The following is a 24,373-nucleotide window of genomic DNA, read 5'->3' as shown; positions in this document are numbered from 1 at the left end:
ATGCGCAAGGAACTGTTCGGCGTGTTCGGCGACCGGGACGCCTTCGACGACCTCCGCGCGAGCGAGTTCTTCGACCGCGTGGTCGACGGGACCGGCGTCACCGCGGGCGTCCGCGACAGCGCGCTCGGTTACCACGGACGCACCAGCGTCCACGCCGACGACGGGCCCGCGTGCGTCGTCTGGGGCGAGGCGTTCGCGCCCGACGACAGCGACGCCGCCGACGCCGCCGCGTGGCTGTCCCGCGCGTTCCGCGACCGCGGCCGCGCCGCGTTCGACGGCCTCAACGGCTCGTACGTCGCCGTCGTGGACGGCGACCCGCCGGTCGTCGCCACTGACCAGGCGCGCACATGGGAGTGTTTCTACGCCGACACCCCCGCCGGTCGCGTGTTCGGCACCGACCCCGCCGCCGTCGCGCGCGCCCTCCCCGAGGACGACCGCACCGTCCTCGACGACGCGCTCACCGAGTTCGTGTTGCTCGGCGTCGTCCTCGGCGACCGAACCGTCCTCGGCGGCGTCGACCGCGTGCCTTTCGACGGCTACCTCGAACCCGGCGGCGTCGGCGCGCTCGACCGGTTCGTCTACGACCACCGCGAGTTCGACTACGCCGCGGAGCTCGCCGACCGCCTGCGCGCCGCCTTCGACCGCCGCGGGAACCTCCCCGGCGAGTCGGGCCTCCTGTTGAGCGCGGGCTACGACTCGCGGACGGCGCTCACCGGCGTCCCCGACGTCGAGACGTGTTACACCGTCGGCGAACCGGACGCCGACGAGGTCCGGGTCGCCGAACGCATCGCGAGCCAGTACGGCGCTCGCCACGAGACGCTCGTCGCCGACGAGCGCTACGTCATCACCGACCCCGAGACGACGCAGTTCGGGCTCGGCGTCAAGGAGTCCCTGCACGTCCACCACGGCGGCCACACTGACGAGATGGGCGCCGACTCCATCTACCACGGCCTCCTCTTCGACACGTTCCTAAGGGGTTATTTCCTGCCGCTGGACGCCGTCGAGTTGTTCGGTCGCCGCCTCCCGCGACAGCGCCTCGAACCCGACCCCGACGTGGCCGCGACGGTCGCCTCGAAGTTCGGCTACCACCCCGAGTTCGTCGACGCCGTCCCCGAGTGTTCTCGCGTCCCGGACGACGCGATGGCGTTCGTGCGCAACGCGGTAGACCGAGAACTCGGGAAACTCGACGACCGCTACGACTCGATTCACGACGGCGCCGCGCTGTTCGGCATCCAGAACCAGCCGACGATGCCGTTCCGCCTCCACCTCGCGGACAACTTCGTGGAGTCGTTCGTCGCCGCCGACGCCGGCCTCGTGGACTGGCATCTCAGCACGCCGCCGGAACACCGGAACGACGAGACGTACTGCGAGGCGCTCAAGCAGTTCGACGCCGACGTCCTCCGGCACAATCCCCCCGACCGCCCGCACTCGACGTACCGTCGGAACCAGATTTCGAAGTTCCTCCACGAGACCGTGCCCGGCCTCGAACCCTACCAGAGCCCGCTCCCGAACCGCGACGAACTGTACGACCGCCACGACTACGACGACGTGCTCCTCCCCGGACACGGGTCGCTACACGGCCTGCCGGCGCGCCTGAAACTCCGCTTGAACGACGCGAGAAACTGGCTCGAACTGGCGACCGAGGACCGGTCGTGGACGCCGCACTCGGTTCTCTGCCCGTAACGCTACGACGCGCGACCGAGTTCGACCCGGTCGAAGAGTCCGCCGTCGCTCGTCGTGGTGTTCTCCGTCGACTCGGTCGTCGTGGTGGTGTCCTCGGTCGTTGTCGTGTCTTCAGTCGTCGTTGTCGTGGTGTTCTCAGTCGTCGTGGTCGTCGTGGTGGTGTTCTCAGTCGTCGTCGTGGTACTCTCCGTGGTTGTCGTGGTGTTCTCGGTCGTGGTCGTCGTGGTGGTGTTCTCGGTCGTGGTCGTGGTCTGCGTAGTGGTCGGTTCCGTCGTCGTGGTCTGTGTCGTCGTCGGCTCGGTCGTCTGCGTGGTTGTCTGTGTTTGGGTCGTCGTGTCGGTCGTGGTTGCCGTGGTCGTCGGTGTGGTCGTGTTCCGGGTCGTCGTGGTCGGCGTCGAGGTTTCGGTCGTGGTCGTCGTGGTCGGTGTGGTTGGCGGCGTCTGCGTCGTCGTGGTCGGCGTCTGCGTCGTAGTCGTCGGTGTGGTCGTGTTCCGTGTCGTGGTCGTGTTCTCGGTGGTCGTCGATGGCGGGCCGCCGGTCGTCGGCGGGGGTTGGTCAGTCGTGGTCGGCGTCTGCGTGGTCGACTGGGTGGTCTCGTTCGACGGCGCCTCCGTGGTCGGGGACTGCGTGGTCGGCGGCGCGGTGGTCCCGGGCGTCGTCGCGTCCTCGGGCGGGTCGTCGAGGTCGTCGACGCCGGCGCCGGACGCGGCGATGCCGACGCCCGCGACGAACAGCACGATACCGACCGCGAGCAGGGTCTTCTGGGCGACGGCGCCGGCGGACGCGAGCGACGAGCGCCCGCCGCCCGTGGAGCCCGCGAGAATCTGCGAGAGTCCGGGCATCGAACCGGCGAGCCCGCCGACCTCGTCGGTGTCGAGGGCGCCCGAGAGGAACGCCGCGGCCGCGAACAGCGAGAATCCGGCGACCGGCACGACGGCGAGCGCGGGCCACGGGCCGGGGACGAGGCGCGCGACCCACACCGTCGCCGCGCCGCCGAGGGCGACAGCGACGGCGAGGCGGAGCGGCCGGAGGTCGGCGAGCGGGTCGAAGCCGACGCGGCGCGCGGCGAGGACGTGCAGGACGGCCATCGACCCGTAGCCGACGCTCGTGGCGACGGCGGCGCCGTGCATCCCGTACCGGGGGACGAGCACGGCGTTCAAGACGAGGTTCACGACGGCGGCGACGCCGGTCGCCGCGATGAGGGGCTTGAGGTCGCCCTTGCCCTGTCCGACTGCGAGCATCGGGCGCGCGATTGCGAACCCGACGGCGCCCGGCAGCAAGAGGAGGAGCGGCGCGACGCTGGCGGCGTACTCGTCGGGGTAGAGAATCGGGATGGTGTCGGCGGCGAGCGTGCCGATGCCGACGGCGAGGAGCGCCGTCAACAGGACAGTGTACCGGGTGATGCGGGCGGCGATGCGGCTCGCGCGCTCGCCGTCGCCCGAGGACCAGAGACTCGACGTGGAGTGCAGGAGGACAGTCTGGAGCGAGGTGGGAACGAACCAGAGGAGTTCCGCGAACACGAGCGCGACCTTGTAGTACTTCGTCTGCTCGGCGCCCGCGATGGGGCGCAACATCAGCAAATCCACCTGGTAGAGCGACGTGAGGAGGAGCGCGAGCACGACGCTCATGCCGTTGAACGCGAGGAACTCGCGGCCGGACACGCCGGTCGGGAGGCGGCGGACGGCGGCGCCGGGGCTGACGCGGCGCGCGAGCACGAGGAGGCCGACCAGCGCGGAGAGGAGGCTGGCGACGACGTGGCCCGCGAGTACGCCGACGACGCCGTAGCCGAGCCACGCGAGACCGACGCCCGCCGCGACGAACACCGTCTTGTGGAGAACTTTCAGCGACTCCGAGTACGGTTCGAGGCCGAGGCCCATGAGCGTCCGGCGGGCGTACGCGCGGAGTTGCGCGGCGACGACGAGCGCCGCGAGCACGTAACAGTACGCGGTGAACTCGGGGCCGAGGAAGCGCGCCGCGAGGCCGGTGTACGCGACGGCGGCGAGGACGGCGGCGCCGGCGAGCGCGAGCGCGAGCGCGACGCGGAAATAGAAGCCCGCGACGGCGTCCTGCCAGCCGGGTCGCGCCCGGTCTTCCGCGATGTACTTGCGGACGCCCTCGGTGATGCCGGAACTCACGAACAGCATGAACAGCGAGAACGCCGACAGCAGGAACGCGTAGTCGCCGTAGCCGTCGCCGAGCAGGCGCGTGAGCAGCGGGGACGCCGCGAGCCCGAGGACGAGCACGACGACTTTCGTGCCCGCCACCGAGAGGACGCCCGAGGTTATCGTTCGCCCCACGGAATCACCCGCGTCTGTGACGGTTACCGGTCACGGGTCACCGTCTCGCCGGGGTTCGTTCGCGCGCCCGGCGAGAGCGTCACGCCCGGCGCGAGGCTGGTGTCGATACCGGTCTTGGCGCCGTCGCCGACGACGACGCCGAACTTCCGTCGGCCGGTCGACGTGCGCTCGCCTTTCACCGTGAGTTCGACGTCGGCGTCGTCGTGCCGGAGGTTCGCGACGACGGTGCCCGCGCCGAAGTTCACGTCCGTCCCGAGCACCGAATCGCCGACGTACGAGAGGTGGCCGACCGTCGCGCCGGCGCGCAGGACGCTGTTTTTCACCTCGACGGCGTGCCCGACGTGTGCGTCCGGCCCGAGGTAGGTCGCGCCGCGGACGTACGCGTTCGGGCCGACCGTCGCGCCGGCGGCGAGGTAAGCCGGCCCCTCGATAGTGACGCCGGACTCGACGGTCGCGCCGTCCTCGACGACCACGCTCCCGTCGATTGTCGCGTCCGCGTGGACGTCGCCGTCGACGTGTCGCCCGAGCGCGCCGAGTTTCCACTCGTTGGCGGCGAGCAGTTCCCACGGCCGCCCGACGTCCAGCCACCGGTCGACGGGGACGGGGGTCACGTCGGCGCGCTCGATTGCCTCGGCGAGCACGTCCGTCAGTTCGCGCTCGCCGCGCGCGCTCTCCGGGACGTCCAGCCACTCGCGGGCCTCGGCGGGGAACACGTACGCGCCGGCGTTCGCGAGGTCCGTCGGCGGCGTCGCGGGCTTCTCGACGATGCCCGTGGCGCGCCCGCCGTCGGTGGAGACGACGCCGTAGTTCGAGGGGTCGTCGACGTTGTGGACGGCCACCGAGGGCCCGGCGTCGAACAGCGCCGCGATGCTCTCGCGGTCGTAGAGGTTGTCGCCGTTCACCACGGCGAACGCGCCGTCGAGGTGCTCGCGGGCCGCGCGGACCGCGCCCGCGGTGCCGTCCCGGTCGGTCTGCACGGCGTACTCGACGGGAGTGCCGCGGTACGTCTCGCCGAAGTGGTCTCGGACCGCGTCGGCCTCGTAGCCGACGACGAACACGAGTTCGTCGGCGCCGGCGTCCACCGCGGCGTCCGCGGCGTGCGCGGCGAGCGGTCGGCCGGCGACCGGGAGGAGCGGTTTCGGCGTCGACGCGGAGAGCGGGCGGATTCGGGTTCCCTCGCCCGCGGCCAGAATGACGACTTGCATTGCACGGCGGTAGCCGCCCGCCGGGGTTTATTATACGTCCGTTAAGCCCGCTACCTGACGTTTCGTCACTCGCCGCGCGCCGCTTCGACGAACGTGCGGGCGGTGTCTCGGAGCGCGTCCGCGGCCCGTTCGTCGCGCGCTTCGGCGGTCACGCGGACGAGCGGTTGAGTGCCGCTCGCGCGCACGAGGAACCAGCCGTCGTCGGTCTCCACGCGCACGCCGTCGCGGTCGTCCACGTCGTCGTAGCGCGCCGCGACGCGCTCGCGGACGCCCGCCATCACGCCGGCCTTGTCCTCGACGGCGACGCTCTCGCGGCGGAGCGGGTACTGCGGCACGTCGGCCGCGAGGTCGGCGAGCGGGCCGCGGTCGGCGACCAGCGCGGCGAGTTTCGCGGCGGCGAGCGGGCCGTCCGGGCAGAGCGTCTCGGCGGGCCAAATCCACGCGCCGCTCGGTTCGCCGCCGAACGCGAGGTCGTCGCTGGCGAGGCGGTCGGCGACGTGGACGTCCCCGACTCGGGTGCGAGCGACGGACGCGTCCCGGTCGGCGAGCGCGTCGTCGACCGCGAGACTCGTGTTCACGGGCGCGGCGAGCGCGCCGCCCGCGGGCACCGCGTCGCGTCCGAACAGCGCGAGCAACACGTCGCCGGGGACGAACTCGCCGTCGCCCGTGACCGCGACCATGCGGTCGGCGTCGCCGTCGTGGGCGACCCCGAAGTCGGCGTCGGAGCGCGCGAGGAACCGCCCGAGTGCGGCGCAGTGCTGGGGCGTCGGTTCGCTCGGGCGACCGGGGAAGTGGCCGTCCTCCTGTGCGTTCAGCGTCGTCACGTCGCAACCGAGGGCGTCGAGCGCGCTCGCGGTGACGCCGCCCGCGCCGTTCCCCACGTCCACGACGACGGAGGGCGCCCCGTCGAGCGAGACGGCGTCGCGGAGCGCGGCCTCGTGGCGCGCTCGCGGGTCGAAGCCGGGCGCGTGCTCGCTCCCGAACGCATCCCACGCGGCGAACGCGAAGTCGTCGTGTTCGACGCGCTCCGCGATGGTCTCGCGTTCAGTCGGCCCGAACGCCTTCCCCGAGGGGAGCCAGAGTTTGACGCCGTTGTCGGTCGGGGGGTTGTGGCTCGCGGTGACCGTCACGCCGGCGTCGGCGTCCAACCACGCGACGCTGCGCGCGACGGTCGGCGTGCTCTGGACGCCGACGCGGTAGACGTCGCCGCCGCACTCGCGGACGCCCGCGGACAGCGCGTCGGCGAACGCCGCGCCGGTCGGTCGCGGGTCGCGCCCGAGGACGACGCGTTCGTAGCCGGCGGACGCCAGCGCGCGCCCGACGTCGGCCGCGAGGTCCGTCGTCACCGCGTCGCCGACCGGCCCACGGATACCGCTCGTTCCGAACATGCCACGGCAGTCCACGCGAGCCACCCTAACTATGCGGGGGGTAAGCCGGGATTCGGGCGCTCGCGGGGCGTTTACAACTGTGTTAAGTCCCACAACGGTCTCGGCGATTCATTGGTGGGGAGTGGCTCCGGGCCGGTATGGCGATGTACGAGCGTTCCGCGCTCCAGCGAGACCTCCTGTTCGTCGTCGCGGGCGTCGGGCCGGCGAGCGGGCAGACCATCAAGTCGGAACTCAAGCAGTCACAGGACACGGACCTGCTCCCCGGCGTCCTCTACTCGAATCTCGACGAGCTCGTCGAGGCCGGGCTCGTGGCGAAGGGCGAGCGGGACGGCCGCACGAACGAGTACGCGGTCACCGAGGACGGACGGCAAGCGCTACGGGACCTGCTGTGCTGGCAGCGCGGGTACGCGGACGCGCTGGAAGCGCACTGAGACGCCGACCGGTGTCGGTCGAGGGGGCGTCGGCGACTGTTGTGTGCGGTTTCGGGCGATTCGGCCGGCTTACCCAGCGTATAGTAAACGCCCGTGCGCTCCACGGACCGAGTGCATGACAGACAGAACGACTCGTCGTCACCTGCTCGCCGCGGTCGGCGCGGGGACGGTGACGGCGCTCGCCGGCTGTTCCTCGTCCGGCGGCGACGCCGAGAGTCCGGAGAACTCGACAGCGCAGTCGACCACGCAGTCGACGACCACGGAGTCGAACGCGACGACCACCCAGCAGACCCAGTCGGCGGCCGAGGGGCCGCGCAACGGCGACGACCTGCCCGCGGACCCGAAGCCGAAGGACGGCTACCCGCCGGAGTTCGACGCGACGTTCGAAGAGCGCAGCGTCGACCCGTCGTCGTTCGAGACGACGACGCGGAACGGCATCGAGGTGTCACTGGTCCCCATCGACGTGGCGTACTACTGGTTCGTGCGCGGCGAGGCGCGCTTCGCCGACACTCGCAGCGCCACCGAGTACGAGCAGTCCCACGTGCTCGGTGCGGTGAACAGCCCGGCGGGCGACGGCGAGGAGGACCCCGACGACCCGGTGTTGGAGTGGGCGAAAGACGAGCGCATCGTCACGTACTGCGCGTGCCCGCACCACCTCTCGACACTCCGCGCGGCGTCCCTCCAGGAGAAGGGATACGAGACGGTGTACGCCATCGACGAGGGGTACACCGAGTGGCAGAAGCGGTCGTACCCGATGGCGGGCGACCAGCCCGCGGAACAGCCCGAAGTGTGGACGATTTCGGGTAAAGCGAGTCAGAGCGCCGCCGGAGAGACGGCGTGGGCGTACCACACGAACTCGAATCAGAAGGAGGCGACCACCATCAGCGAGGACGGGTCGTACGAACTCCACCTGAAGTTCGTGGACGTCACCGGAGACAGCGAGATCCGCGTCGAGACGCCGGGGTACACCGTCACCGACACGCTCGACGCGCTCACCGGAGGGAGCGTGAGCGCCGAGGGGACGGTCGTGTCGGGCAACCAGAGTAGCGCGCTCGGAGCCCTCGGCTTCTGACGCGCGTCACCCGACTGGGTAATCGATAGCGCTCGCTGCTCGCCGCCTGCGGCCGCAGACTCCTTCTCGGTCGTTCGACCGAACTCCCCGCGAGCGGACACGTTCATGACGGTCGACTGCGTATCGGCCGCGGTAGAATGGGGACGCTCGCGCTGGACATCGAGACGGCGAGCCCGTTTCGGGAGCCGGGACCGAACGGCGATGGGACGGAGTGCTTCGAGTGGCTGGCGGTCGCGGTCGGCTACCGGGAGTCGCCGGACGCGGACGTCGACTCCGACGTCCTGTTCCGCGACGGCGACTGGGCGGACGAACACACCGCGGACCTGTTCGACCGCCTCTTCGCGTGGTGCGACGGGAGAAGCGTGGACAGAGTGCTGACGTACAACGGGAGCGCGTTCGACCTCGAACACATGGGAAACTGGGCGGCGGCGCTGGTCGATGACGGCGTCCGCGAGGAGACGCACGCGCGCCTCGACGCGCTCGCCGAGACGCACGTCGACCTCGCGGAGCCGGCGCTCGCCGACTACCGGGACGAACTCCGGGACGGCCAGCCGATACTCCCGCTGTGGAAGGTCTGTGAGTTGGCCGGCGTCGAAGAGGAGAAAATCTGGTACGAGGACTACAAGTTCCCCGACGGCCACGTCACCGAGGAGTTCGAGTACGGGTTCGTCCGCGGCGCCGACGTCGGGCGGGTGCTCGGGGAGCGCTACGTCGACGGCGTCGCGGCGGGCATCGAACACACGACGACCCACCGGCGACTCCGCGACCTCCTCTACGACTACGCCGTCGGCGACGTCGACGTCCTGTTCGAGTTGTACGACGGGTTCGGCGGCGAGCGCCTCGACGCGGAGTACGGGGCGCGCCCGACGGCCACCGGGCAGTAGTCTCGCCGACCACGACGCTTTTCTCTCGCGCACGCCAGTTCAGAGGCGATGACGAGCGCCGAGGACCGCGACGAGACGGACTGCAAGGTCGGGCGCCTGCTCGTCGAGTACGGACTGGAGGACGCGGGCGACGACCTCGAACGCCGCTGGACGGCCGACGGCGAGGCGCGCGCGAGCCTCCGGGAACTCGCCGACGACTTCAACCGCCGGCTCGTCCGCGCGGCGCTCGCGGACGCGGGCCGGAACCCGGTCGACGCGGACGTGGCGGCGACCTACGAGGTGCTGGCTGGCGACGACGCGAGCGAGGGCGTTCGCACGCAGAAGCGCCTCGAACTGTCGCGGGACGGCGTGGACGTGGACGCGCTCCTCGCGGACTTCGTCTCCCACCAGGCGGTCCACACGTACCTGCGGGAGTACCGCGGCGCCGAACAGGACGGCGACGCCGACCAGATTGCGACCGACGTCGAGCGCCTGCGCCGTCTCCAGTCGCGGGTGGCGTCGGTTGCCGAGGACGCCGTAGAGCGCTCGGCGAACGCCGACAGAATCGCGGTCGGGGACGCCGACGTGCTGGTGGACGTGCGCGTGCTGTGCCGGGACTGCGGCGCGGCGTACGACGCCACCGAGTTGCTCTCTCGCGGGGGCTGTGACTGCGACGGCTCGTAGGATGAAGAACTAAACGCGACCGCCGCGTAGCGCTCTCCATGGACGAGCGGGGAGCCGACCAGCCTGCGGCTCGCGTGCGAGCGCAACACGTCGGCGGCATCGACGAGACGACGGTCGACCTCGAATCGGGCGTGAACGTGCTGGCGGGTCGGAACGCGACCAACCGGACGTCGTTCCTGCAGGCCGTGATGGCGGCGCTCGGGAGCGACCGCGCGACGCTGAAAGGCGACGCCGACGCCGGCCGCGCGGAGGTGACGCTGGCCGGCGAAACCCACGAGCGCACGCTGGACCGCGTCGGCGGCGACGTGTCGTTCGGCGGCGACCCCCTGCTGGCGGACGCGGAACTCGCGGACCTGTTCGCGTTCCTCCTGGAGGACAACGACGCGCGGCGCGCCGTCGAGCGCGGCGACGACCTGCGCGAGGTGGTGGTGCGGCCCGTGGACACCGCGGCGCTCCGCCGGGACATCGAGCGCCGGGAGGCCGAGAAGCGGGAGATAGACGACGAACTGGCGGCGTTAGACGACGTGGCGGCGCGCCTGGAGAACCGCCGGGAGCGCGTCGCCGAACTGGAAGCCGAACGCGACGAGCGCCGCGAGGAACTGGCGGACGCCCGGGACGCGCTCGCCGACGCGGACGGCGAGGACTCCGAGGCGCTCGCGGAACTGAAAGCGCGCCGGTCGGACCTCGAGGAACTGCGCTTCCAGTTGCGGACCGAGCGAGAGAGCCTCGAGTCGCTGCGCGACCAGCGCGCCGACCTGCGCGAGGAACGCGACGCGCTCCCCGACCCGGACGCCGACGTCGCGGCGCTCGACGACCGAATCGAGGAGTTGCGGGCGCGCCGCGAGGAGGTGGCGGCGTCCGTGTCGGACCTCCAGAACGTCGTGGAGTTCAACGAGCAGTTCCTCGACGACGCGGGCGACGTGACCGCGGCGCTCGCGGACGACCCGGCGCGCCGCTCCGACGGCGGCACCGTGACCGACGCGCTGGTCGGGGAAGACGACGGTGAACGCGTCTGCTGGACGTGCGGGTCGACCGTCGAACGCGAGCGCATCGAGGGGACGGTCGAGCGACTGCGGGACCTGCGGGACCGCGAGCAGTCCCGGAAGGCCGACCTCGACGCCGAACTTGACGAGGTGACCGACCGCCGGCAGGCGGTCGCGGAGACGAGAGAGCGCCGCGAGGAGGTCGCCGAGCGCCTGCGCGAGGTCGAGGCGGAAATCGAGCGCCGCGAGGAGCGCGTGGCCGACCTCGAAGCCGAACGCGAGGACGTCGCGGACGCCGTCTCGGAACTGGAGGCGGCCGTCGAGCGAGACGGCCACGACGCGGCGGTCGACCGCGCGAAGCGCGTGAACGAACTGGAGGTCGAACTCGACCGCGTCGAGTCGGACCTCGCGGACGCCCGCGAGACGGTCGAAGACCTCGAATCGCGGCTCGCGGAGCGCGACGACCTCGAAGCGCGCCGCCGCGAGGTCGTCGCGGAACTCGCGGACCTCCGTGAGCGCGTCGACCGCGTGGAAGCGGCGGCCGTCGACTCGTTCAACGAAGAGATGGCGGCCGTCCTCGAGCGCCTCGACTACGACAATCTCGAGCGCGTCTGGGTGGAACGCACCGCCACCGTCGAGCGCCGCGGCCGGGAGAACGTCGAGCGCAGCGAGTTCGACCTGCACGTCGTCCGCGAGACCGACGACGGGCGGGCGTACGAGGACACGGTCGACCACCTCTCGGAGAGCGAACGCGAGGTGACCGGCCTCGTGTTCGCGCTCGCGGGCTACCTCGCCCACGAAGTCTACGAAGACGTCCCCTTCCTCCTACTGGACTCGCTGGAGGCCATCGACGCCGAGCGCATCGCCGCGCTCGTGGACTACGTCGCGGAGTACACGGAGTTCCTCGTCGCGGCGCTCCTCGAAGAGGACGCACGAGCGGTGGACGCGGACAACCGCGTCACCGACATCTGAGCGGAGAAGCGACTGCCGGCGTTACTCCAGCATCTCGCGGGCGATGATGTTCTTCTGAATCTCCGTGGTGCCCTCGTAGATCTGGGTGATTTTGGCGTCGCGGTAGAGGCGCTCGACGTCGAAGTCGTTGACGTAGCCGGCGCCGCCGTGAATCTGGACGGCTTCGTCGGCGACCTCGACGGCGACGCGGGACGCGAACTCCTTGGCCATGGACGCGAGCGCGGTCAGCTGCTGGTCGCGGTTCTCGACGCTCCACGCGGACTTCTGGGTGATGGTGCGCGCGGCCTCGGTCTGCGTGCGCATCTCCGCGAGCTTGTGCTTGATGGCCTGGAAGTCCGAGATGGGGCGGTCGAACTGCTCGCGCTGCTGGGCGTACTCCAGGGCGCGGTCGGTCGCGCCGCGGGCGATGCCGACTCCCTGCGCGGCGACCATCGTCCGGGTCTCGTCGAAGAACTGCATCTGCTGGAGGAAGCCGCCGCCCTGCGTGCCGATTAGGTTCTCCTCGGGGACGCGCACGTCGTCGAAGATGAGTTCCGCGGTGTCGCTCGCGCGAATCCCGAGTTTGCCCGTGATTTTGTCGGCTTCGAAGCCGTCGCGGTCGGACTCCACGACGATCTGGCTGAAGCCGTTGTACCGGCCGCTGGCTTCGGGGTCGGTCTGGCAGAGGACGACGAAGAAGTCGCCGACTGAGCCGTTCGTGATCCACATCTTGTTGCCGTTGATGACCCACTCGTCGCCGTCCTTCTCGGCGGTGGTGGAGACGCTGGACACGTCGGAGCCGGTGTCGGGTTCGCTGATGGCCGACCCCATGATGGCGTCGCCGGACGTGATGGGTTCGAGGTAGCGTTCCTTCTGGTCTTCAGTGCCGAACGCCATGATGGCTTCCGCGCCGAAGCCCGCACTGGAGATACAGAGGCCGATGCCGGGGTCGGCGGCGAACAGCTCCTCGATGATGATGGCGGTCTCGACGGGCGAGTAGCCGGCGCCGCCGTACTCGAGGGGGACACTCGGGCCGAGCAGGCCGGCCTGCGCGGCGGCGTCCATGACCTCCCACGGGTACTTCTCGGCTTCGTCGTACTCGCCGGCGACCGGCTCGATTTCGTTCTCGGCGAAGCGCTGCACTTCGTCTCGAATGGCTTGCTGCTCGTCGGTCAGTCCGAAGTCCATGTCAGCCTCTATCGCACTCCGCGACTAAAGTACTCGTAAACGGCCGACAATCCCCACGCAGTTCTCGGCAGTCGGTATGCGGCCGAGCAGTTACGGTGTCACAGCCCGAACCGCCGGTGTGACCGTGGACCCGCCAGCCGCCGTCGCGTCGTTCCCGGCCGACGAGCGGGACGCGCTCGTGTCGACCGCACTCGACCTCGTGGGCTGTGACACACAGAATCCGCCCGGCGAGACGACGGCGGCCGCGGAGTACGTCGCCGAGACCGTCCGCGACTGGGGCCTCGAACCCGAACTGTTCGCCGTCGACCCGGCGAAGCCAAACGTGCTGTTCGAGGTGCCCGGCGAGCGGGACGCCACGCTCCTCTTCGAGGGGCACCTCGACACCGTGCCGTTCGACGCCGACGCGTGGACGCACGACCCGCTCGGGGAGCGCGACGGGGACCGCGTCTACGGCCGGGGCGCGACCGACATGAAGGGCGCCGTCGCGGCGATGTTGCTGGCGGCGCGCGCCCACGTCGAGACCGACACGACGCCGCCCGTCTCGCTGCAGTTCGCGTTCGTCAGCGACGAGGAGACCGCGGGCGACGCGGGGCTGTCGGCGCTCCTCGCGGACCGCGAGTTCGACGCTGACGCGTGTGTCATCGGCGAGACGACCTGCGAGCGCGGCCGGCACTCCGTCACCGTCGCCGACAAGGGGAGCATCTGGCTGACGCTGACGGCGCGCGGCGAGGCCGCCCACGGGTCGCGCCCGATGCTCGGCGCGAACGCCATCGACCGACTGTACGAAGCCGTCGAGACGCTCCGCGAGCGATTCGGCCGCCGACCCCTCGACGTGCCCGACGCCCTCGATTCCGTGGTCGCCGAATCCGTCGAGTACTACGCGCCGACGCTCGGCGAGGACGCCGCCCGCGACCTGTTCGGCTACCCGACCGTCAACCTCGGGACGCTGTCCGGCGGCGAGGCCGTGAACGCGGTGCCGGCGTCCGCGACCGCCGAACTCGACATCCGCCTCACGGCGGGCGTGGACACGAGGGCGGTCCTCGCCGACGTCCGGGAGTGCGTTCGGGGCTGTGAGGGCGTCTCGGTGGCGGACGCGTCGTGGAGCGTCGGCACGTACGAGCCGATCGACAGCCCGCTCGTCGAGGCCGTCACGGGCGTCGCGAGCGACGTGTCCGGGGAGCGCGTCTACCGGCGGAGCGCGACCGGCGGCGGGGACGCGAAGTCCCTCCGGAACGCCGGCGTGCCGACCGTCGAGTTCGGGTTCGGCACCGACACCGCCCACGCCGCCGACGAGTACACGACGGCGACGGCGCTCGCGTGGAACGCCGCGGTGTACACCCGCCTCCCGTACGCGCTCGCCCCCGACCTATAGCAATTCCAACTTTAATCGGATTCCGGAAACCCCCAAGAGGCGTCGGGTTCATGCACCAAGTGCAATGTCGGACTACGAACTGCCGCCGCTTCCCTACGACTACGACGCACTCGAACCGCACATCTCCGAACAGGTCCTCACGTGGCACCACGACACCCACCACCAGGGCTACGTCAACGGCTGGAACAGCGCCGAGGAGACCCTCGCCGACAACCGCGAGTCCGGCGACTACTCCTCGACCGCTGGCGCGCTCGGCGACGTCACGCACAACGGCTCCGGGCACATCCTGCACACGCTGTTCTGGCAGTCCATGAGCCCCGAGGGCGGCGACGAGCCCTCGGGCGCGCTCGCCGACCGCATCGAGGAGGACTTCGGCTCCTACGAGGGCTGGAAGGGCGAGTTCGAGGCTGCCGCCTCCGCCGCGGGCGGCTGGGCGCTCCTCGTCTACGACTCCCACAGCGAACAGCTCCGCAACGTCGCCGTCGACAAGCACGACCAGGGCGCGCTCTGGGGCAGCCACCCGATTCTCGCGCTCGACGTCTGGGAGCACTCCTACTACTACGACTACGGCCCCGACCGCGGCGACTTCGTCGATAACTTCTTCGAGGTCGTCGACTGGGAGGAGCCCTCGGCGCGCTTCGAGCAGGCCGTCGAGCGCTTCGAGTAAGTCCCTCCGCTCCGACCGAACCGTCGGCACCCCCCGCCCGTATCTGTCTCCGCTTTTGCCGTCCGACCGCCGGAAACGCTAACGTCCGCGAGCGACGACACTCTCCTGTGGCCGACTCACCGTTCGTCGACGCCGTCCGCCACCACCTCGTGAGCGAGGGCTGGATGACGGCGCGCACCCGCGTGAACGACGCGACGGCCGTGGTGCGCGCGCTCCGCGAGGACGGTCGCGGCCCGAGTCGCGTCCTCGTGATGGTCGTCGACGACCCGGACGCCGCCGTCGTCACCGACCACGTCGCCCGCCTCGTCGCGGGCGCCGAGCGCCGGGACGCCGCCGCGCTCCTCACGTCGCTCGCGACGGTCACCGACCGCGCGCACCGCACCGCCGACGCCCGCGGCGTGGCCGTCGTCGCCCCCGCTATTTTCCGCGATTCGAGCGTGGAGACGACGGTGCTGGAGATTCTCGAAGCCGACAGACGCGGGGACGACGGCGAGGTCGTCGAACCGGCGGACGAACCGTAGGCCGACGGCGCGCTCGCCCGAGAAAGCTTATCCCGAGTCGACACGACAGCCGTCGGTGTGCCCTCTCGACGACGCTTCCTCGCCGCGAGCGCGGCGGTCGGCGTCGCGCTGGCGAGCGGTTGTCTCTCGGACGGCGGCGTCCCCGAACCCCCCTGCGACGACCCCTCCGGTCGCCCCGGGGAAGACGCGACCGTCGACCCCCGGCGCGGCGAGGCCGACGCCGCGAGCGCGAGTACCGGGACGCCACGCCCCGGAGCGCGACGGCGACCGTGAAAATCGCGGACCGGTCGTTCACGGAGACGTTCCCGACGTTCGCCAGCGCGAGAGCCGTCAAACTGGACTGAACGGCTACTCGCCGGCGTAGGCGTCCCGGTACTCGCGCTCGCGCCGGATGAGTTCCTCGACGCCGTGTTCGAGAATCGCGTCGCCGAGCGACGTGGTGCGGTAGTACGCGAACAGGCCGTTCTCGTCGGCTGTCGTGCGCTTGCGCTTCTCCACGAGTCCCACGTCGACGAGTTTGTCGAGGTGGTAGTGAAGCGAGTTCCCCGCGACGTCCAGCAGTTCGCCGAGTTCGGTGGCGCTGTGGTCGCCGAAGTGCGAGAGCGTGTACACCACGCGGAACCGCGTCTCGTCCCCGATTGCGGCCTGCATGTCGAGGTACTCGTCGAGGGAGAGCACGCTCGTCGCGGGCAGGAGTTCGTCGGGGTTGTGGGGGGCGTCGCCCGGCCCCGGGGTGTCGTTGGTCGCCATCTCGTCTCGTACTACGGCCACGTCGGACTTAACAGTTCTCGACTCGATAACTCTCGAAACACCCCTCCTTTATATTTGGTGCGTCCGTGGGGACTGTCGTGACCACCGACGACATCACGCGGGACGCGATTCGGTCGTCGCTCGGGACGGTTCCCTACGATGATTTCCTCGTCTACCTGATGGGGCCGTACAAGTCGTTCAATCTGGAGTACGTACTCAGCGAACGGGAGCGCGCCGAAATCGACGTTGCCGACCTGCCCGGGCCGCTCCGGCGGCTGTTCAAGAACCGCGACGAGATAGACGCGGCCCAAGCGCTCCTGCGACGACTGCAGGGGCGCCTGCGGGCCGACCCGGGGCTGAACGCGTTCCTCGCCGTGGACGTGGGCGTGAGTACGGACGACGTGGACGCCGCGACCCAGAGCATCGCGTTCGCCGAAAACAGCAACGTCGTCGTGTTCGTCCTGCCGCGACTCGGCCACAACTTCGGCGTCGGCGAGGAGGTCGGGTCGGTGCTGGAGGGACTCGCGGACGCGCACGGCGACCGGATGGTGTTCGTCCACGAGGACGACGTGACCAGCGAGATGATTCGCGCCGCGAGCGCTCGCTGGGACCTGCGCGTCGAGACGTACGCGACCGAGGAAGAACTCGTGAAGCGAGTGCGCGTGTTCAGCGTGGACGTGATGAACCGCGAGCTGTACGGCGACCTCGACCGCCTCGACTAACCGAACAGTTCGACGAACGTGAACAGCACTTCCGGCACGAGCACGAGCAGGAGGCCCGCGACGATGAGGACCGCGGGCAGCCACAGCAGGCTCATTTCGGCGACCAGCCAGAGGCCGAGCCCGGCGAGCACGAGCAGGACGCCGACGATTCGGAACAGCCACGACACGGCGCCTTCGAGGCCCGCGTCGGCGGCGACTTCGGCCGCTTCGAGTGCTTCGTCCATGACAGTCGGGGCTGGCACGCGGAGCCACTTATGCGACGTGGCCGACCAGAAAACGAGAGACCGGCGAGTGGACGACAGACGCCGAGCGCGCTACTCCTCGGATTTCCCGAACGCCTTCGCGGCGAACGGCGAGAGGAGGCCCGCAATCAGCACGCCCGCGAACCCGAGGACGCCGAACTCCTCCATCGAGAGGCCGCCGGCGTCGCCGCCGCTACCACCGCCGCCGTCGCCGACGACGACGGCGCCTTTCATCCCCATCGCCTCGTGGGGCTGGCAGTAGTACTTCGAGACGCCCTCGCTGTCGAACGTCTGCGAGAACGTGTGGCCCTGCTCGCCGACCATCTCACTCTCGTAGGCGCCGTCGTTCGCGACGACGTTGTGGGTGCCGGATTTCCACTCCCAGACGACCGTCGTACCGGGGTCGACGCGGACCGCGGCGGGGCCGAACCCGTACGGGCCGCCGTTGCCCTCGGAGCCGACGGTCACAGTCACTTCGGACTTCCCGGTCTCGTCGACGACACCGTCGAAGTTCCCGACGTTGTCGAACCAGCCGCCGAAGTCGACCGACTCGGTGCTCTCGGCGTCGCCGCCGTCGCTACCGCCGCCACCGCTCCCGCCGCTGGCGCCCGTGTCTACCTCCACGTCGCCGACGACGACGGCACCTTTCATCCCCATCGCCTTGTGGGGGTTGCAGTAGTACTTCGAGACGCCCTCGCTGTCGAACGTCTGCGAGAACGTGAATCCCTGTTCGCCCTTCATCGCGCTCTCGTAGGACCCGTCGTCGGCGACGACGTTGTGGGTGCCGGACTTCCACTCCCAGACGACTTTCGTGCCGGGGTCGACTCGAATCGCGGCGGGGCCGAACCCGTACGGGCCGCCGTTCGCTTCCGAGCCGACGGTCACCGTGACCTCATCCTTGCCGGTCTCGTCGACGACGCCGTCGAAGTTCCCGACGTTGCTCAGCCACTCGCCGAGGCTGCCGTCCTGTGCGGCCGCGCCGCCGGCGAACGCGGTCGTGCCGACTGCGGCCGCCCCCGCGGCGGCCGAGGCCTTCAACACGGTGCGCCGACTCACGTGCGTGGGTTCGTCGGTGTTCATCGTCCCAGAGTCACCCCTCGTAGCCCGCGTACTCCATCAGTTTCGCGAAGATGTCGGTGTCCATCGCCTCCTTGTAGACGACGCCGGAGAGCATCCCGCCGGGGTAGTAACTCCCGTTCATCACGTGGTTGACCTTGTGGCAGTGCATCAGGTAGATGCCCGGCTCGGAGTCCGCCTCGAACTCGATGGTGTGGCGCTCGGCCGGCGCGATGTTCGTGATGTCCATGTCGTGGCGCGCGGCCTCCGGGATGGTGCCGCCGTCCTTCTCCACGCGCTGGAACCGGTGGTTGTGGAGGTGCAGCGGGTGGTTCATGTAGCCGCCGTTGACGTAGTGGATGCGCACGGTGTCGCCCTGCTCGACGATGATGGGCGAGCCGTCCTCGGGGTGAAGCGTGCGCGGCGCGGACTTTCCGTTGACCGTGAACACGTCGGGGCTCCGCGTGCGCGGACTGTAGGAGACGTCCTCGCCCGCCATCATGCGGTTGAGCCGGGAGTCCCAGTCCTTGACGGTCATGAAGTACTCCTTGTCCGCCGGCTCGTACCCCTCGGGGTCGACGCGGAAGATGCCGTACATCCCCATGTCGATGTGCCGGTGGGTCTGGTAGTGGCAGTGGTAGACGTGGGTCCCCGGCACGTTCGCAGGGATAGTGTACGTGTGTTTCTCGCCGGCGTCGACGCGAATGCCCGTGGTCGTCGGCACGCCGTCGTCCATCCACTTCTTCTGTGCGCCGTGGAAGTGCAGCGTGTGCGGGCGCTTCCCGTCCGTGTTGTCGAGCGTGACCTCGATGTCCTCGCCCTCCACCGTGCGGATGATGGGGCCGGGGACGCTCGGCTCGCCGTCATCGGCCTGGAACGCCCAGACGCGGGGCAGTTGGACGGGGCCGCCCATCGTCTCCTCGGGGTGGACGTCGTGGACGGCGGGCATGCTCTTCATCGTCACCTGGTTGCCCTGCTCGTGGGCGTTGACGATTTCGGGCGGACTCGTCTTCGGGAGGTCGCTGTCCTGATTGAGTTGGTTCTGAGACCCCTCGCTTCCCGTCCGCGTGGACTGGTTCGGGGTCGGTGCGGTACAGCCAGCGAGCGCGGCGGTGCCGATGCCGCCAGTGGCGGCGACGAACTCGCGACGCGAGATGCCGGTGCCGGGTGCGCCGATGCGGTCTCTCATGACATCTCCACCTTGGACGTACCGACTTAATGCCCGTCTCGGCGATTCCCGCGGGGCTGAAACTGTTCCCAGCGCGCGGGAATCGGTCGAACGTGTTCGCTCGTGTTCGTGGCTGGCGCCCCGGCACAGAGAGCAGTCTTGTGCGGCCGGGAGCGGCGACTGGCGTCGTCGAGGAATCGAGGCGGCGTCCATTGGCGAGCGCCGCGCTCTCGCCGCCTCGTGTCGACCGAGACGAGAGACCGGCTTACGACGTCGGGGTGGTTCCCAGACCTCGGGAACCGACAGGACGGCCTTTTGCGCGACGTGCGTAGCCGGCGGCATGGGAGACGACCGAACGCGCGTCGCCGACGAACCGCGGAGCGCGACCGGACGCGAGTGGGAGGTGTTCGTGCGGGCCGACGCGGACGGCCCGCTGAAGCACGTCGGGAGCGTCACCGCGGGGGACGCCGACGACGCCCACGAGCGCGCCGAGACGCTGTTCGGGTGGACGGCGCGGGACGTGTGGCTCTGCCCGGCCGACGAGACCGCGCGCTACACCAGCCACGAACTCGCCGGGGGTGAGTCGGCGTGATTTCCGTCAGCAAACTCCTCTGCGGGCTGGACGCCGAGAGCGACGGCCTGCGCTACGACGCCGCCGACGGCTCCAGCGAGGACCAGATTACGGAGGACAAGCAGCGCCGGCCGGTGGTCGTCTGGAACCTCACGAAGCAGTGTAACCTCTACTGCTCGCATTGCTACGCCGCCGCCGACACCGAGACCGCGCCCGGCGAACTCTCCACCGCGGAGGGGAAGGCGCTGCTCGACGACCTCGCCGGTTTTGGTATCCCCGTCGTCCTGTTCTCCGGGGGCGAACCGCTCGTGCGCGACGACCTCGAAGAACTCGTCGCCTACGCCGCCGACGCGGGCATTCGACCCGTGCTCTCGACGAACGGCACGCTGCTCACCGAGGAGCGCGCCGAGGCGCTCAAAGCGGCCGGCCTGAAGTACGCGGGCGTCTCGGTGGACGGCCTCCCGGAGCGCAACGACGCGTTCCGGGGGCAGGACGGCGCGTTCGACGCTGCGGTCCGGGGCATCGAGAACAGCCTCGACGCCGGCCTGAAGACCGGCCTCCGGTACACCATCACGCAGGCGAACGCGCCCGACCTGCCGGACGTGGTCGACCTCCTGCACGACGTGGGCGTCGACCGCTTCTGTTTCTACCACCTCGACTACGGCGGCCGCGGCGCCGACATCTCGGACATCGACCTGACGCCCGCGGACACCCGCGAGGCCGTGGAGACGGTCTGCGATTTGACCCGCGAGTACCACGCCGAGGGGGAGGAAATCGAGACGCTGCTCGTCGGGAACTACGCCGACGCCGGCTTCCTCGTGGAGTACGCCGACGAGGAACTCGGGAGCGAGCAGGCCGAGCGCGTCCGCCAGTACCTCGAAGCGAACGGCGGCGACCCGACCGGCGAGCGCATCGCCGACGTGGACTACCAGGGGAACGTCCACCTGACGCAGTTCTGGCAGGGGTACAGCCTCGGGAACGTCCGCGACCGGCCGTTCTCGGAACTGTGGACGGACGACCACAACCCCCTGCTGGGCGCGCTCCGCGAGCGCGAGAGCCGACTCGGCGAGCGCTGTCAGACCTGCCAGTACGCGTCGGTCTGCCGGGGCGGGTCGCGGTTGCGGGCGCTCGGCGCAGGCGGCCCGTTTGCGCCCGACCCGAAGTGCTACCTCACCGACGAGGAGCGCCGCCCCGACGCCGGCGCTCGCGGCGGGACGGCGGACTGACGCGCCCTCGTTTCTCCCCCGAAAGGTGACCCGACACCAACACGTCGGGAAAACGCTGAATCCGATGCGGGCGAACTGTGGCGCATGGACATCGAGAGCCGCCTCCCGTCCAGTCTGCGGACGGAGGGCACGAGTCTGCGACCGCTGTTCTACGTGTTCGCCGCGATACCGACTCTGCTGGGGGCCGCCCACCACGTCGACCACGTCGTCCGCGGGAACCACGTCGGATGGCCGCTCACCGGCGCCGTCAACCCCTTCACGTACAGCCTCGCCATCTACCCGCTGGTCGCAATCAGCCTCTACCTGACCGCGACCGACCGCGCCGGCGCGCGCTACTGGGCGTGGTTCTTCGCGTTCAGCGCGGGGATGCTCGCGTACTTCCACGTCAGCCCGTGGGCCGTCGAACCGCCACAGGACGTCATCGGCCCGTACTCGGACCCCGCGGTCGGCTACCTCGCGTTCGCCGTCCTGCTCGCGCTGATGGCGTCGGTGGTCGCCGCGTCGGCGTACGCCACGGTCCTCTGGAGCCGACACGAGTCGTGACGCGTCGGCCACCAGCGAGCGAGTCGGGCGCTACTCGGCGCGCGTGACGTAGACGCGCCACTCGTTGCCGGCGCGTTCCGTCTCGTAGTCGAACCCTCGCTCTTCGAGCACGCCGTACAGCGGCTCCGGTTCGAAGCCGTTGACGAGCAGGAGCGTCTCCTCGGGCCCGAGGTCGTCGAGGGCGTCGACGATGTCGCCGAACGGTTCGCCGTCGATTGTGCGCGCGTCGAGTCGCACGTCGGGGTCGGCTGGCATGCGCCGACGTTGGCGGCGTCTGCCCCAACCCCTTCCCCCGAACGTGTTCGTCACGCCGCGGCGCGCCGCAGGCTCTCGGCGGACTTCGCGGCGAAGAACCCGACGACAGCGGCGACCGGTACGGCGCTCGGTCCCTCGGCGACGAACGCCCCTGCTGACGCGAGTGCGACGGCGAACAGTTCGAGGCGCCGGGCCGCGAGGACGCGAGCCAGCGTCATCAGAACGGCGCACCCGCGCCGGCGCCAGCGCCGGTCGTCTCGCCGCCCGCGTCGTCCGGGTCGGGGAGTTCGCCGGTCGCCGCGAACGCCTCGCCGAGGTCGCGGAGCGCGTCGTTGATGGCGTCGCTTCGCTGGTGAGTTTCGGCGACGCGAACGCGGACGAGACGGTAGTCGTGGCGCTCGCGGAGCGCGTTCCACGCGCGGAACGACCCGACGGTCAGCGAGTGGCTCTGCGGGCAGAACGGCGTCGTCGGCGTGAACGCCGCGCGGAGCACGCCGGGGTCGTCGGCTTCCTCGGCGTACCGGTAGCCCGCGTCCGCGTGTCGCGTGTCGCGGTTCAGGTCGGCGAGGTTGTAGCCGAATGTCACGTCGTAGACACCGCGCTCCTCGAATAGCTCTCGGGTGAGGCGGTGGAACGCGACGTGGTCGTCGCCGGCGAGCACGTCGTGGTCGGCGAGACGCGGGCCGGGCGTCGGGAGCAAATCGGGGTCGAACTCGCCGGCGGGGGCGAGCGCGTCGTCGCTGGAGCCGAACATACCCGAGACGACGCGCGCGGCGCGGCTATGCGTGGCCCCGAACGTGTTCGGGGAACGACTCTCGCGCGTCGGGCGCCCAGCATTCAGTATGTCCGAGCACGCGCACGCCGCCGAGGAAGTACCCGACGAGGTTCACGAGAACTCGTGGTCCGCGAACCTCGAACACCCCGAGCACGCCGGCGACCGGGAGCGCGTCGTCGCGGACGCCCTCGACGCCGTCCGGAAGACGGCGCCCGGCTACCACGTCAACCTCGTCACGCACGGCGAGAGCGGGCACCCCGAGGACTACCTCTACGACGCGCTCGCCGACGCGTTCGGCGACGACGTGGACTGGGAGTACGTCGAGCAGTGTGGCTGTGGCGGGCACGTCACACGCGTCCACGTCAGTTAACCCGCGTTCCCCGCGCGTCTACGTCGGCTAGTCCGCGTTCTCCGCGCGTCCCGTCGCCCAGTTCGGGAGGACGCGGCCGTGCTTCCAGACCACGCCCGCGAGATTTGCGGCGAACGCGAGGAAGCCCGCGGCGAGCAGGCCGCCGCCCGCGAGCGCCGCCGATTCGGGCAGGAGGTCGGCGCGCGAGAGCGTCAGCGCGAGGCCCCCCGCGGCGAGGAGCCAGAAATCCAGCGCGGCCACGCGACCGTCGTAGAGGCCGTCTATCGAGGGGACGGGTTCGAAGCCGATGCGGTCGCTGTAGCGGTGCTCCCAGACGACGAACGGGACGACGTGGTACAGCGACCCGGCGACGACGAAGCCGACGACGCCGACGAACAGGAGGTGGGGCGCGCTCGCGGGGCCGAAGCGCGCGGCGGGCGCGAGCGGGTCGCGGAGCCACGCGACGCCGGCGAGGACGCTCCACGCGGCGAGGCCGGCGGCGACGACGGCGTACCGGGAGAGCATCGGCGTGCGCTGGACCTGCGATTCGGACAGTTTGCGCGCGAGAATCGCGGCGAACGCGAGCGCGCCGGCCGCGACGAGGAGGCCGCCGGCGAGCGCGAGGCCGCGGACGGCGAGCAGGCGACCGGCGGCGAGCGCGACGACGCCGACCGGGTAGCCGTACTCGATTCTTGCGAGGTGGCGGTCGACGCCGTGCAGGTCCGTCTGCGTGAACATCGTGCCGAGCTGGTAGAGCGCGCCGAGGACGGTGGCGAGTATCGCGCCGAAGACAGCGAGCGTGGCGTGCGCGGCGACGACCTGCGGGCGGGAGACGCCGGCGAACGGGAGCAGGGGCGTCGTGAAGTCCATCGCGAGGGCGAAGCCGAGGGGCGCGACGACGGCGAAGCAGGCGAGTGCGAACGCGAAGTGGGCTTCCGTCGCGTCGAACGGGCGGGCGGCGGCGAGCGTGCGCCCGAGGTTGTAGACGAACGCCCAGACGCCGGCGAGGAGGACGCCGCCGAAGCCGTGAATCCAGTGCGGTCTGGCGGTGTAGAACGCCCACGCGAGGCCGGCGACGCCGACGACGAACAGCGCGAGCGTGGCGTTCGCGAGTCGGCGGGAGTGCAGGGGAACGTTCGACCAGACGGGGACGAACTGCGTCATCGCGCCGGCGATGGTGAGACACACCCAGCCGACGAGCAGGAGGTGGACGTGCGCGAGGCCGGCGAGACCGGAAGGAGGAGCGACAAGCGCGCGGAGGCCGACGGCGCCGCCCGCGAGCAGGAAGCCGAGCCCGACGAGGAAGTACCGCAGCGGAATCGTCATCGGGGGCTGCTGGTCCGTCGAGAGGCCGCCGGGGACTGCGCTCATGTGGGGAGCGAGGGCGCGACTCGGGCTGTCGGTTCCGCCG

At 70.5% G+C, this 24,373-nt stretch carries 27 protein-coding genes; 15 read left to right on the top strand and 12 right to left on the bottom strand.

Going from position 1 to position 24,373, the window contains the following annotated elements; translation table 11 throughout:
• A complete protein-coding gene (locus tag LT972_RS05200) occupies positions 1-1,683 on the top strand; it encodes an asparagine synthetase B family protein (protein WP_232572138.1) in 1,683 nt (560 codons plus the stop codon).
• A gap of 2 nt (positions 1,684-1,685) precedes the next feature.
• On the opposite strand, the gene LT972_RS05195 is transcribed toward LT972_RS05200, so the two are convergent.
• The 3 genes from LT972_RS05195 to glmM all read right to left on the bottom strand — a co-directional run bounded on the left by LT972_RS05195 (position 1,686) and on the right by glmM (position 6,573).
• Entirely contained in the window at positions 1,686-3,980 is a 2,295-nt protein-coding gene (locus tag LT972_RS05195) for an oligosaccharide flippase family protein (protein WP_232572137.1), read from the bottom strand.
• A 23-nt stretch (positions 3,981-4,003) separates the two neighbouring features.
• Positions 4,004-5,185: a bifunctional sugar-1-phosphate nucleotidylyltransferase/acetyltransferase gene (gene glmU / locus LT972_RS05190; protein WP_232572136.1), complete on the bottom strand. Its 1,182-nt coding sequence runs from the start codon at positions 5,183-5,185 to the stop codon at positions 4,004-4,006.
• A gap of 65 nt (positions 5,186-5,250) precedes the next feature.
• Complete coding sequence (glmM, locus tag LT972_RS05185; RefSeq protein WP_232572135.1) at positions 5,251-6,573, bottom strand: phosphoglucosamine mutase; 1,323 nt, start codon at positions 6,571-6,573, stop codon at positions 5,251-5,253.
• A 137-nt stretch (positions 6,574-6,710) separates the two neighbouring features.
• Here glmM and LT972_RS05180 point away from each other — a divergent pair, with 137 nt between their 5' ends.
• The 5 genes from LT972_RS05180 to LT972_RS05160 all read left to right on the top strand — a co-directional run bounded on the left by LT972_RS05180 (position 6,711) and on the right by LT972_RS05160 (position 11,578).
• On the top strand, positions 6,711-7,004 hold the full coding sequence (locus tag LT972_RS05180) for a PadR family transcriptional regulator (RefSeq protein WP_232572134.1): 294 nt from the start codon (positions 6,711-6,713) through the stop codon (positions 7,002-7,004).
• Positions 7,005-7,119: 115 nt separating this feature from the next.
• A complete protein-coding gene (locus tag LT972_RS05175; protein WP_232572133.1) occupies positions 7,120-8,076 on the top strand; it encodes a rhodanese-like domain-containing protein in 957 nt (318 codons plus the stop codon).
• Positions 8,077-8,213: 137 nt separating this feature from the next.
• Positions 8,214-8,960, top strand: coding sequence for a hypothetical protein (locus tag LT972_RS05170; RefSeq protein WP_232572132.1), 747 nt, complete (start codon positions 8,214-8,216; stop codon positions 8,958-8,960).
• A gap of 48 nt (positions 8,961-9,008) precedes the next feature.
• Positions 9,009-9,623, top strand: a complete 615-nt coding sequence (gene rdfA / locus LT972_RS05165) for a rod-determining factor RdfA (RefSeq protein ID WP_232572131.1) — start codon at positions 9,009-9,011, stop codon at positions 9,621-9,623.
• Positions 9,624-9,661: 38 nt separating this feature from the next.
• Positions 9,662-11,578 (top strand): archaea-specific SMC-related protein, encoded by a 1,917-nt coding sequence (locus LT972_RS05160; protein WP_232572130.1) that lies wholly within the window; start codon positions 9,662-9,664, stop codon positions 11,576-11,578.
• A 21-nt stretch (positions 11,579-11,599) separates the two neighbouring features.
• Here the strand turns inward: LT972_RS05160 and LT972_RS05155 are convergent, their stop codons facing one another.
• Positions 11,600-12,745, bottom strand: coding sequence for an acyl-CoA dehydrogenase family protein (locus tag LT972_RS05155; protein WP_232572129.1), 1,146 nt, complete (start codon positions 12,743-12,745; stop codon positions 11,600-11,602).
• Between the two features lie 76 nt (positions 12,746-12,821).
• Here LT972_RS05155 and LT972_RS05150 point away from each other — a divergent pair, with 76 nt between their 5' ends.
• From LT972_RS05150 to LT972_RS05135, 4 genes are all read left to right on the top strand, one after another.
• A complete protein-coding gene (locus LT972_RS05150; RefSeq protein WP_390226274.1) occupies positions 12,822-14,117 on the top strand; it encodes a M20 family metallopeptidase in 1,296 nt (431 codons plus the stop codon).
• A gap of 64 nt (positions 14,118-14,181) precedes the next feature.
• On the top strand, positions 14,182-14,784 hold the full coding sequence (sod, locus tag LT972_RS05145; RefSeq protein ID WP_232572127.1) for a superoxide dismutase: 603 nt from the start codon (positions 14,182-14,184) through the stop codon (positions 14,782-14,784).
• Between the two features lie 107 nt (positions 14,785-14,891).
• Positions 14,892-15,305: an FAD-binding domain-containing protein gene (locus LT972_RS05140; protein ID WP_232572126.1), complete on the top strand. Its 414-nt coding sequence runs from the start codon at positions 14,892-14,894 to the stop codon at positions 15,303-15,305.
• Positions 15,306-15,362: 57 nt separating this feature from the next.
• Positions 15,363-15,578: a twin-arginine translocation signal domain-containing protein gene (locus tag LT972_RS05135; RefSeq protein ID WP_232572125.1), complete on the top strand. Its 216-nt coding sequence runs from the start codon at positions 15,363-15,365 to the stop codon at positions 15,576-15,578.
• A gap of 75 nt (positions 15,579-15,653) precedes the next feature.
• Here LT972_RS05135 and LT972_RS05130 read toward each other — a convergent pair whose 3' ends face one another.
• Positions 15,654-16,055 (bottom strand): winged helix-turn-helix domain-containing protein, encoded by a 402-nt coding sequence (locus LT972_RS05130; protein ID WP_232572651.1) that lies wholly within the window; start codon positions 16,053-16,055, stop codon positions 15,654-15,656.
• Positions 16,056-16,153: 98 nt separating this feature from the next.
• Here LT972_RS05130 and LT972_RS05125 point away from each other — a divergent pair, with 98 nt between their 5' ends.
• Entirely contained in the window at positions 16,154-16,777 is a 624-nt protein-coding gene (locus tag LT972_RS05125; protein WP_232572124.1) for a DUF7509 family protein, read from the top strand.
• On the opposite strand, the gene LT972_RS05120 is transcribed toward LT972_RS05125, so the two are convergent.
• From LT972_RS05120 to LT972_RS05110, 3 genes are all read right to left on the bottom strand, one after another.
• Positions 16,774-17,001, bottom strand: a complete 228-nt coding sequence (locus tag LT972_RS05120) for a hypothetical protein (RefSeq protein WP_232572123.1) — start codon at positions 16,999-17,001, stop codon at positions 16,774-16,776. The genes LT972_RS05125 and LT972_RS05120 overlap by 4 nt on opposite strands.
• A 90-nt stretch (positions 17,002-17,091) precedes the next feature.
• Positions 17,092-18,099 (bottom strand): halocyanin domain-containing protein, encoded by a 1,008-nt coding sequence (locus LT972_RS05115; RefSeq protein WP_232572122.1) that lies wholly within the window; start codon positions 18,097-18,099, stop codon positions 17,092-17,094.
• Positions 18,100-18,109: 10 nt separating this feature from the next.
• On the bottom strand, positions 18,110-19,264 hold the full coding sequence (locus LT972_RS05110) for a multicopper oxidase domain-containing protein (protein WP_232572121.1): 1,155 nt from the start codon (positions 19,262-19,264) through the stop codon (positions 18,110-18,112).
• A 319-nt stretch (positions 19,265-19,583) separates the two neighbouring features.
• Here LT972_RS05110 and LT972_RS05105 point away from each other — a divergent pair, with 319 nt between their 5' ends.
• From LT972_RS05105 to LT972_RS05095, 3 genes are all read left to right on the top strand, one after another.
• Positions 19,584-19,835 carry an Htur_1727 family rSAM-partnered candidate RiPP gene (locus tag LT972_RS05105; RefSeq protein ID WP_232572120.1) on the top strand — a complete coding sequence of 84 codons (252 nt, stop codon included), beginning with the start codon at positions 19,584-19,586 and terminating at the stop codon, positions 19,833-19,835.
• Positions 19,832-21,040, top strand: coding sequence for a TIGR04347 family pseudo-SAM/SPASM protein (locus tag LT972_RS05100; RefSeq protein WP_232572119.1), 1,209 nt, complete (start codon positions 19,832-19,834; stop codon positions 21,038-21,040). Before LT972_RS05105 ends, LT972_RS05100 begins: the two co-directional genes overlap by 4 nt.
• Before the next feature lie 84 nt (positions 21,041-21,124).
• Positions 21,125-21,583, top strand: a complete 459-nt coding sequence (locus tag LT972_RS05095; RefSeq protein WP_232572118.1) for a hypothetical protein — start codon at positions 21,125-21,127, stop codon at positions 21,581-21,583.
• Positions 21,584-21,613: 30 nt separating this feature from the next.
• On the opposite strand, the gene LT972_RS05090 is transcribed toward LT972_RS05095, so the two are convergent.
• The 3 genes from LT972_RS05090 to LT972_RS05080 are packed head-to-tail and all read right to left on the bottom strand — an operon-like array spanning position 21,614 to position 22,592.
• Positions 21,614-21,838: a DUF2249 domain-containing protein gene (locus LT972_RS05090; protein WP_232572117.1), complete on the bottom strand. Its 225-nt coding sequence runs from the start codon at positions 21,836-21,838 to the stop codon at positions 21,614-21,616.
• A 50-nt stretch (positions 21,839-21,888) separates the two neighbouring features.
• A complete protein-coding gene (locus tag LT972_RS05085; RefSeq protein ID WP_232572116.1) occupies positions 21,889-22,056 on the bottom strand; it encodes a hypothetical protein in 168 nt (55 codons plus the stop codon).
• The gene (locus LT972_RS05080) at positions 22,056-22,592 is read right to left on the bottom strand and encodes a hypothetical protein (protein WP_232572115.1); all 537 of its coding nucleotides are present in this window, start codon (positions 22,590-22,592) and stop codon (positions 22,056-22,058) included. Before LT972_RS05080 ends, LT972_RS05085 begins: the two co-directional genes overlap by 1 nt.
• A gap of 88 nt (positions 22,593-22,680) precedes the next feature.
• Here LT972_RS05080 and LT972_RS05075 point away from each other — a divergent pair, with 88 nt between their 5' ends.
• Complete coding sequence (locus LT972_RS05075) at positions 22,681-22,983, top strand: CGCGG family putative rSAM-modified RiPP protein (protein ID WP_232572114.1); 303 nt, start codon at positions 22,681-22,683, stop codon at positions 22,981-22,983.
• 27 nt (positions 22,984-23,010) lie between these two features.
• Here LT972_RS05075 and LT972_RS05070 read toward each other — a convergent pair whose 3' ends face one another.
• Entirely contained in the window at positions 23,011-24,333 is a 1,323-nt protein-coding gene (locus LT972_RS05070) for a heme-copper oxidase family protein (protein ID WP_232572113.1), read from the bottom strand.
• Between the last annotated feature and the right edge of the window lie 40 nt (positions 24,334-24,373).

Origin of the sequence: Halobacterium litoreum (assembly GCF_021233415.1) — an archaeon.
Taxonomy (GTDB): domain Archaea; phylum Halobacteriota; class Halobacteria; order Halobacteriales; family Halobacteriaceae; genus Halobacterium; species Halobacterium litoreum.
The sequence above is the reverse complement of the archived record's forward strand: the minus strand, read 5'-3'. Positions and strand labels throughout refer to the sequence as shown.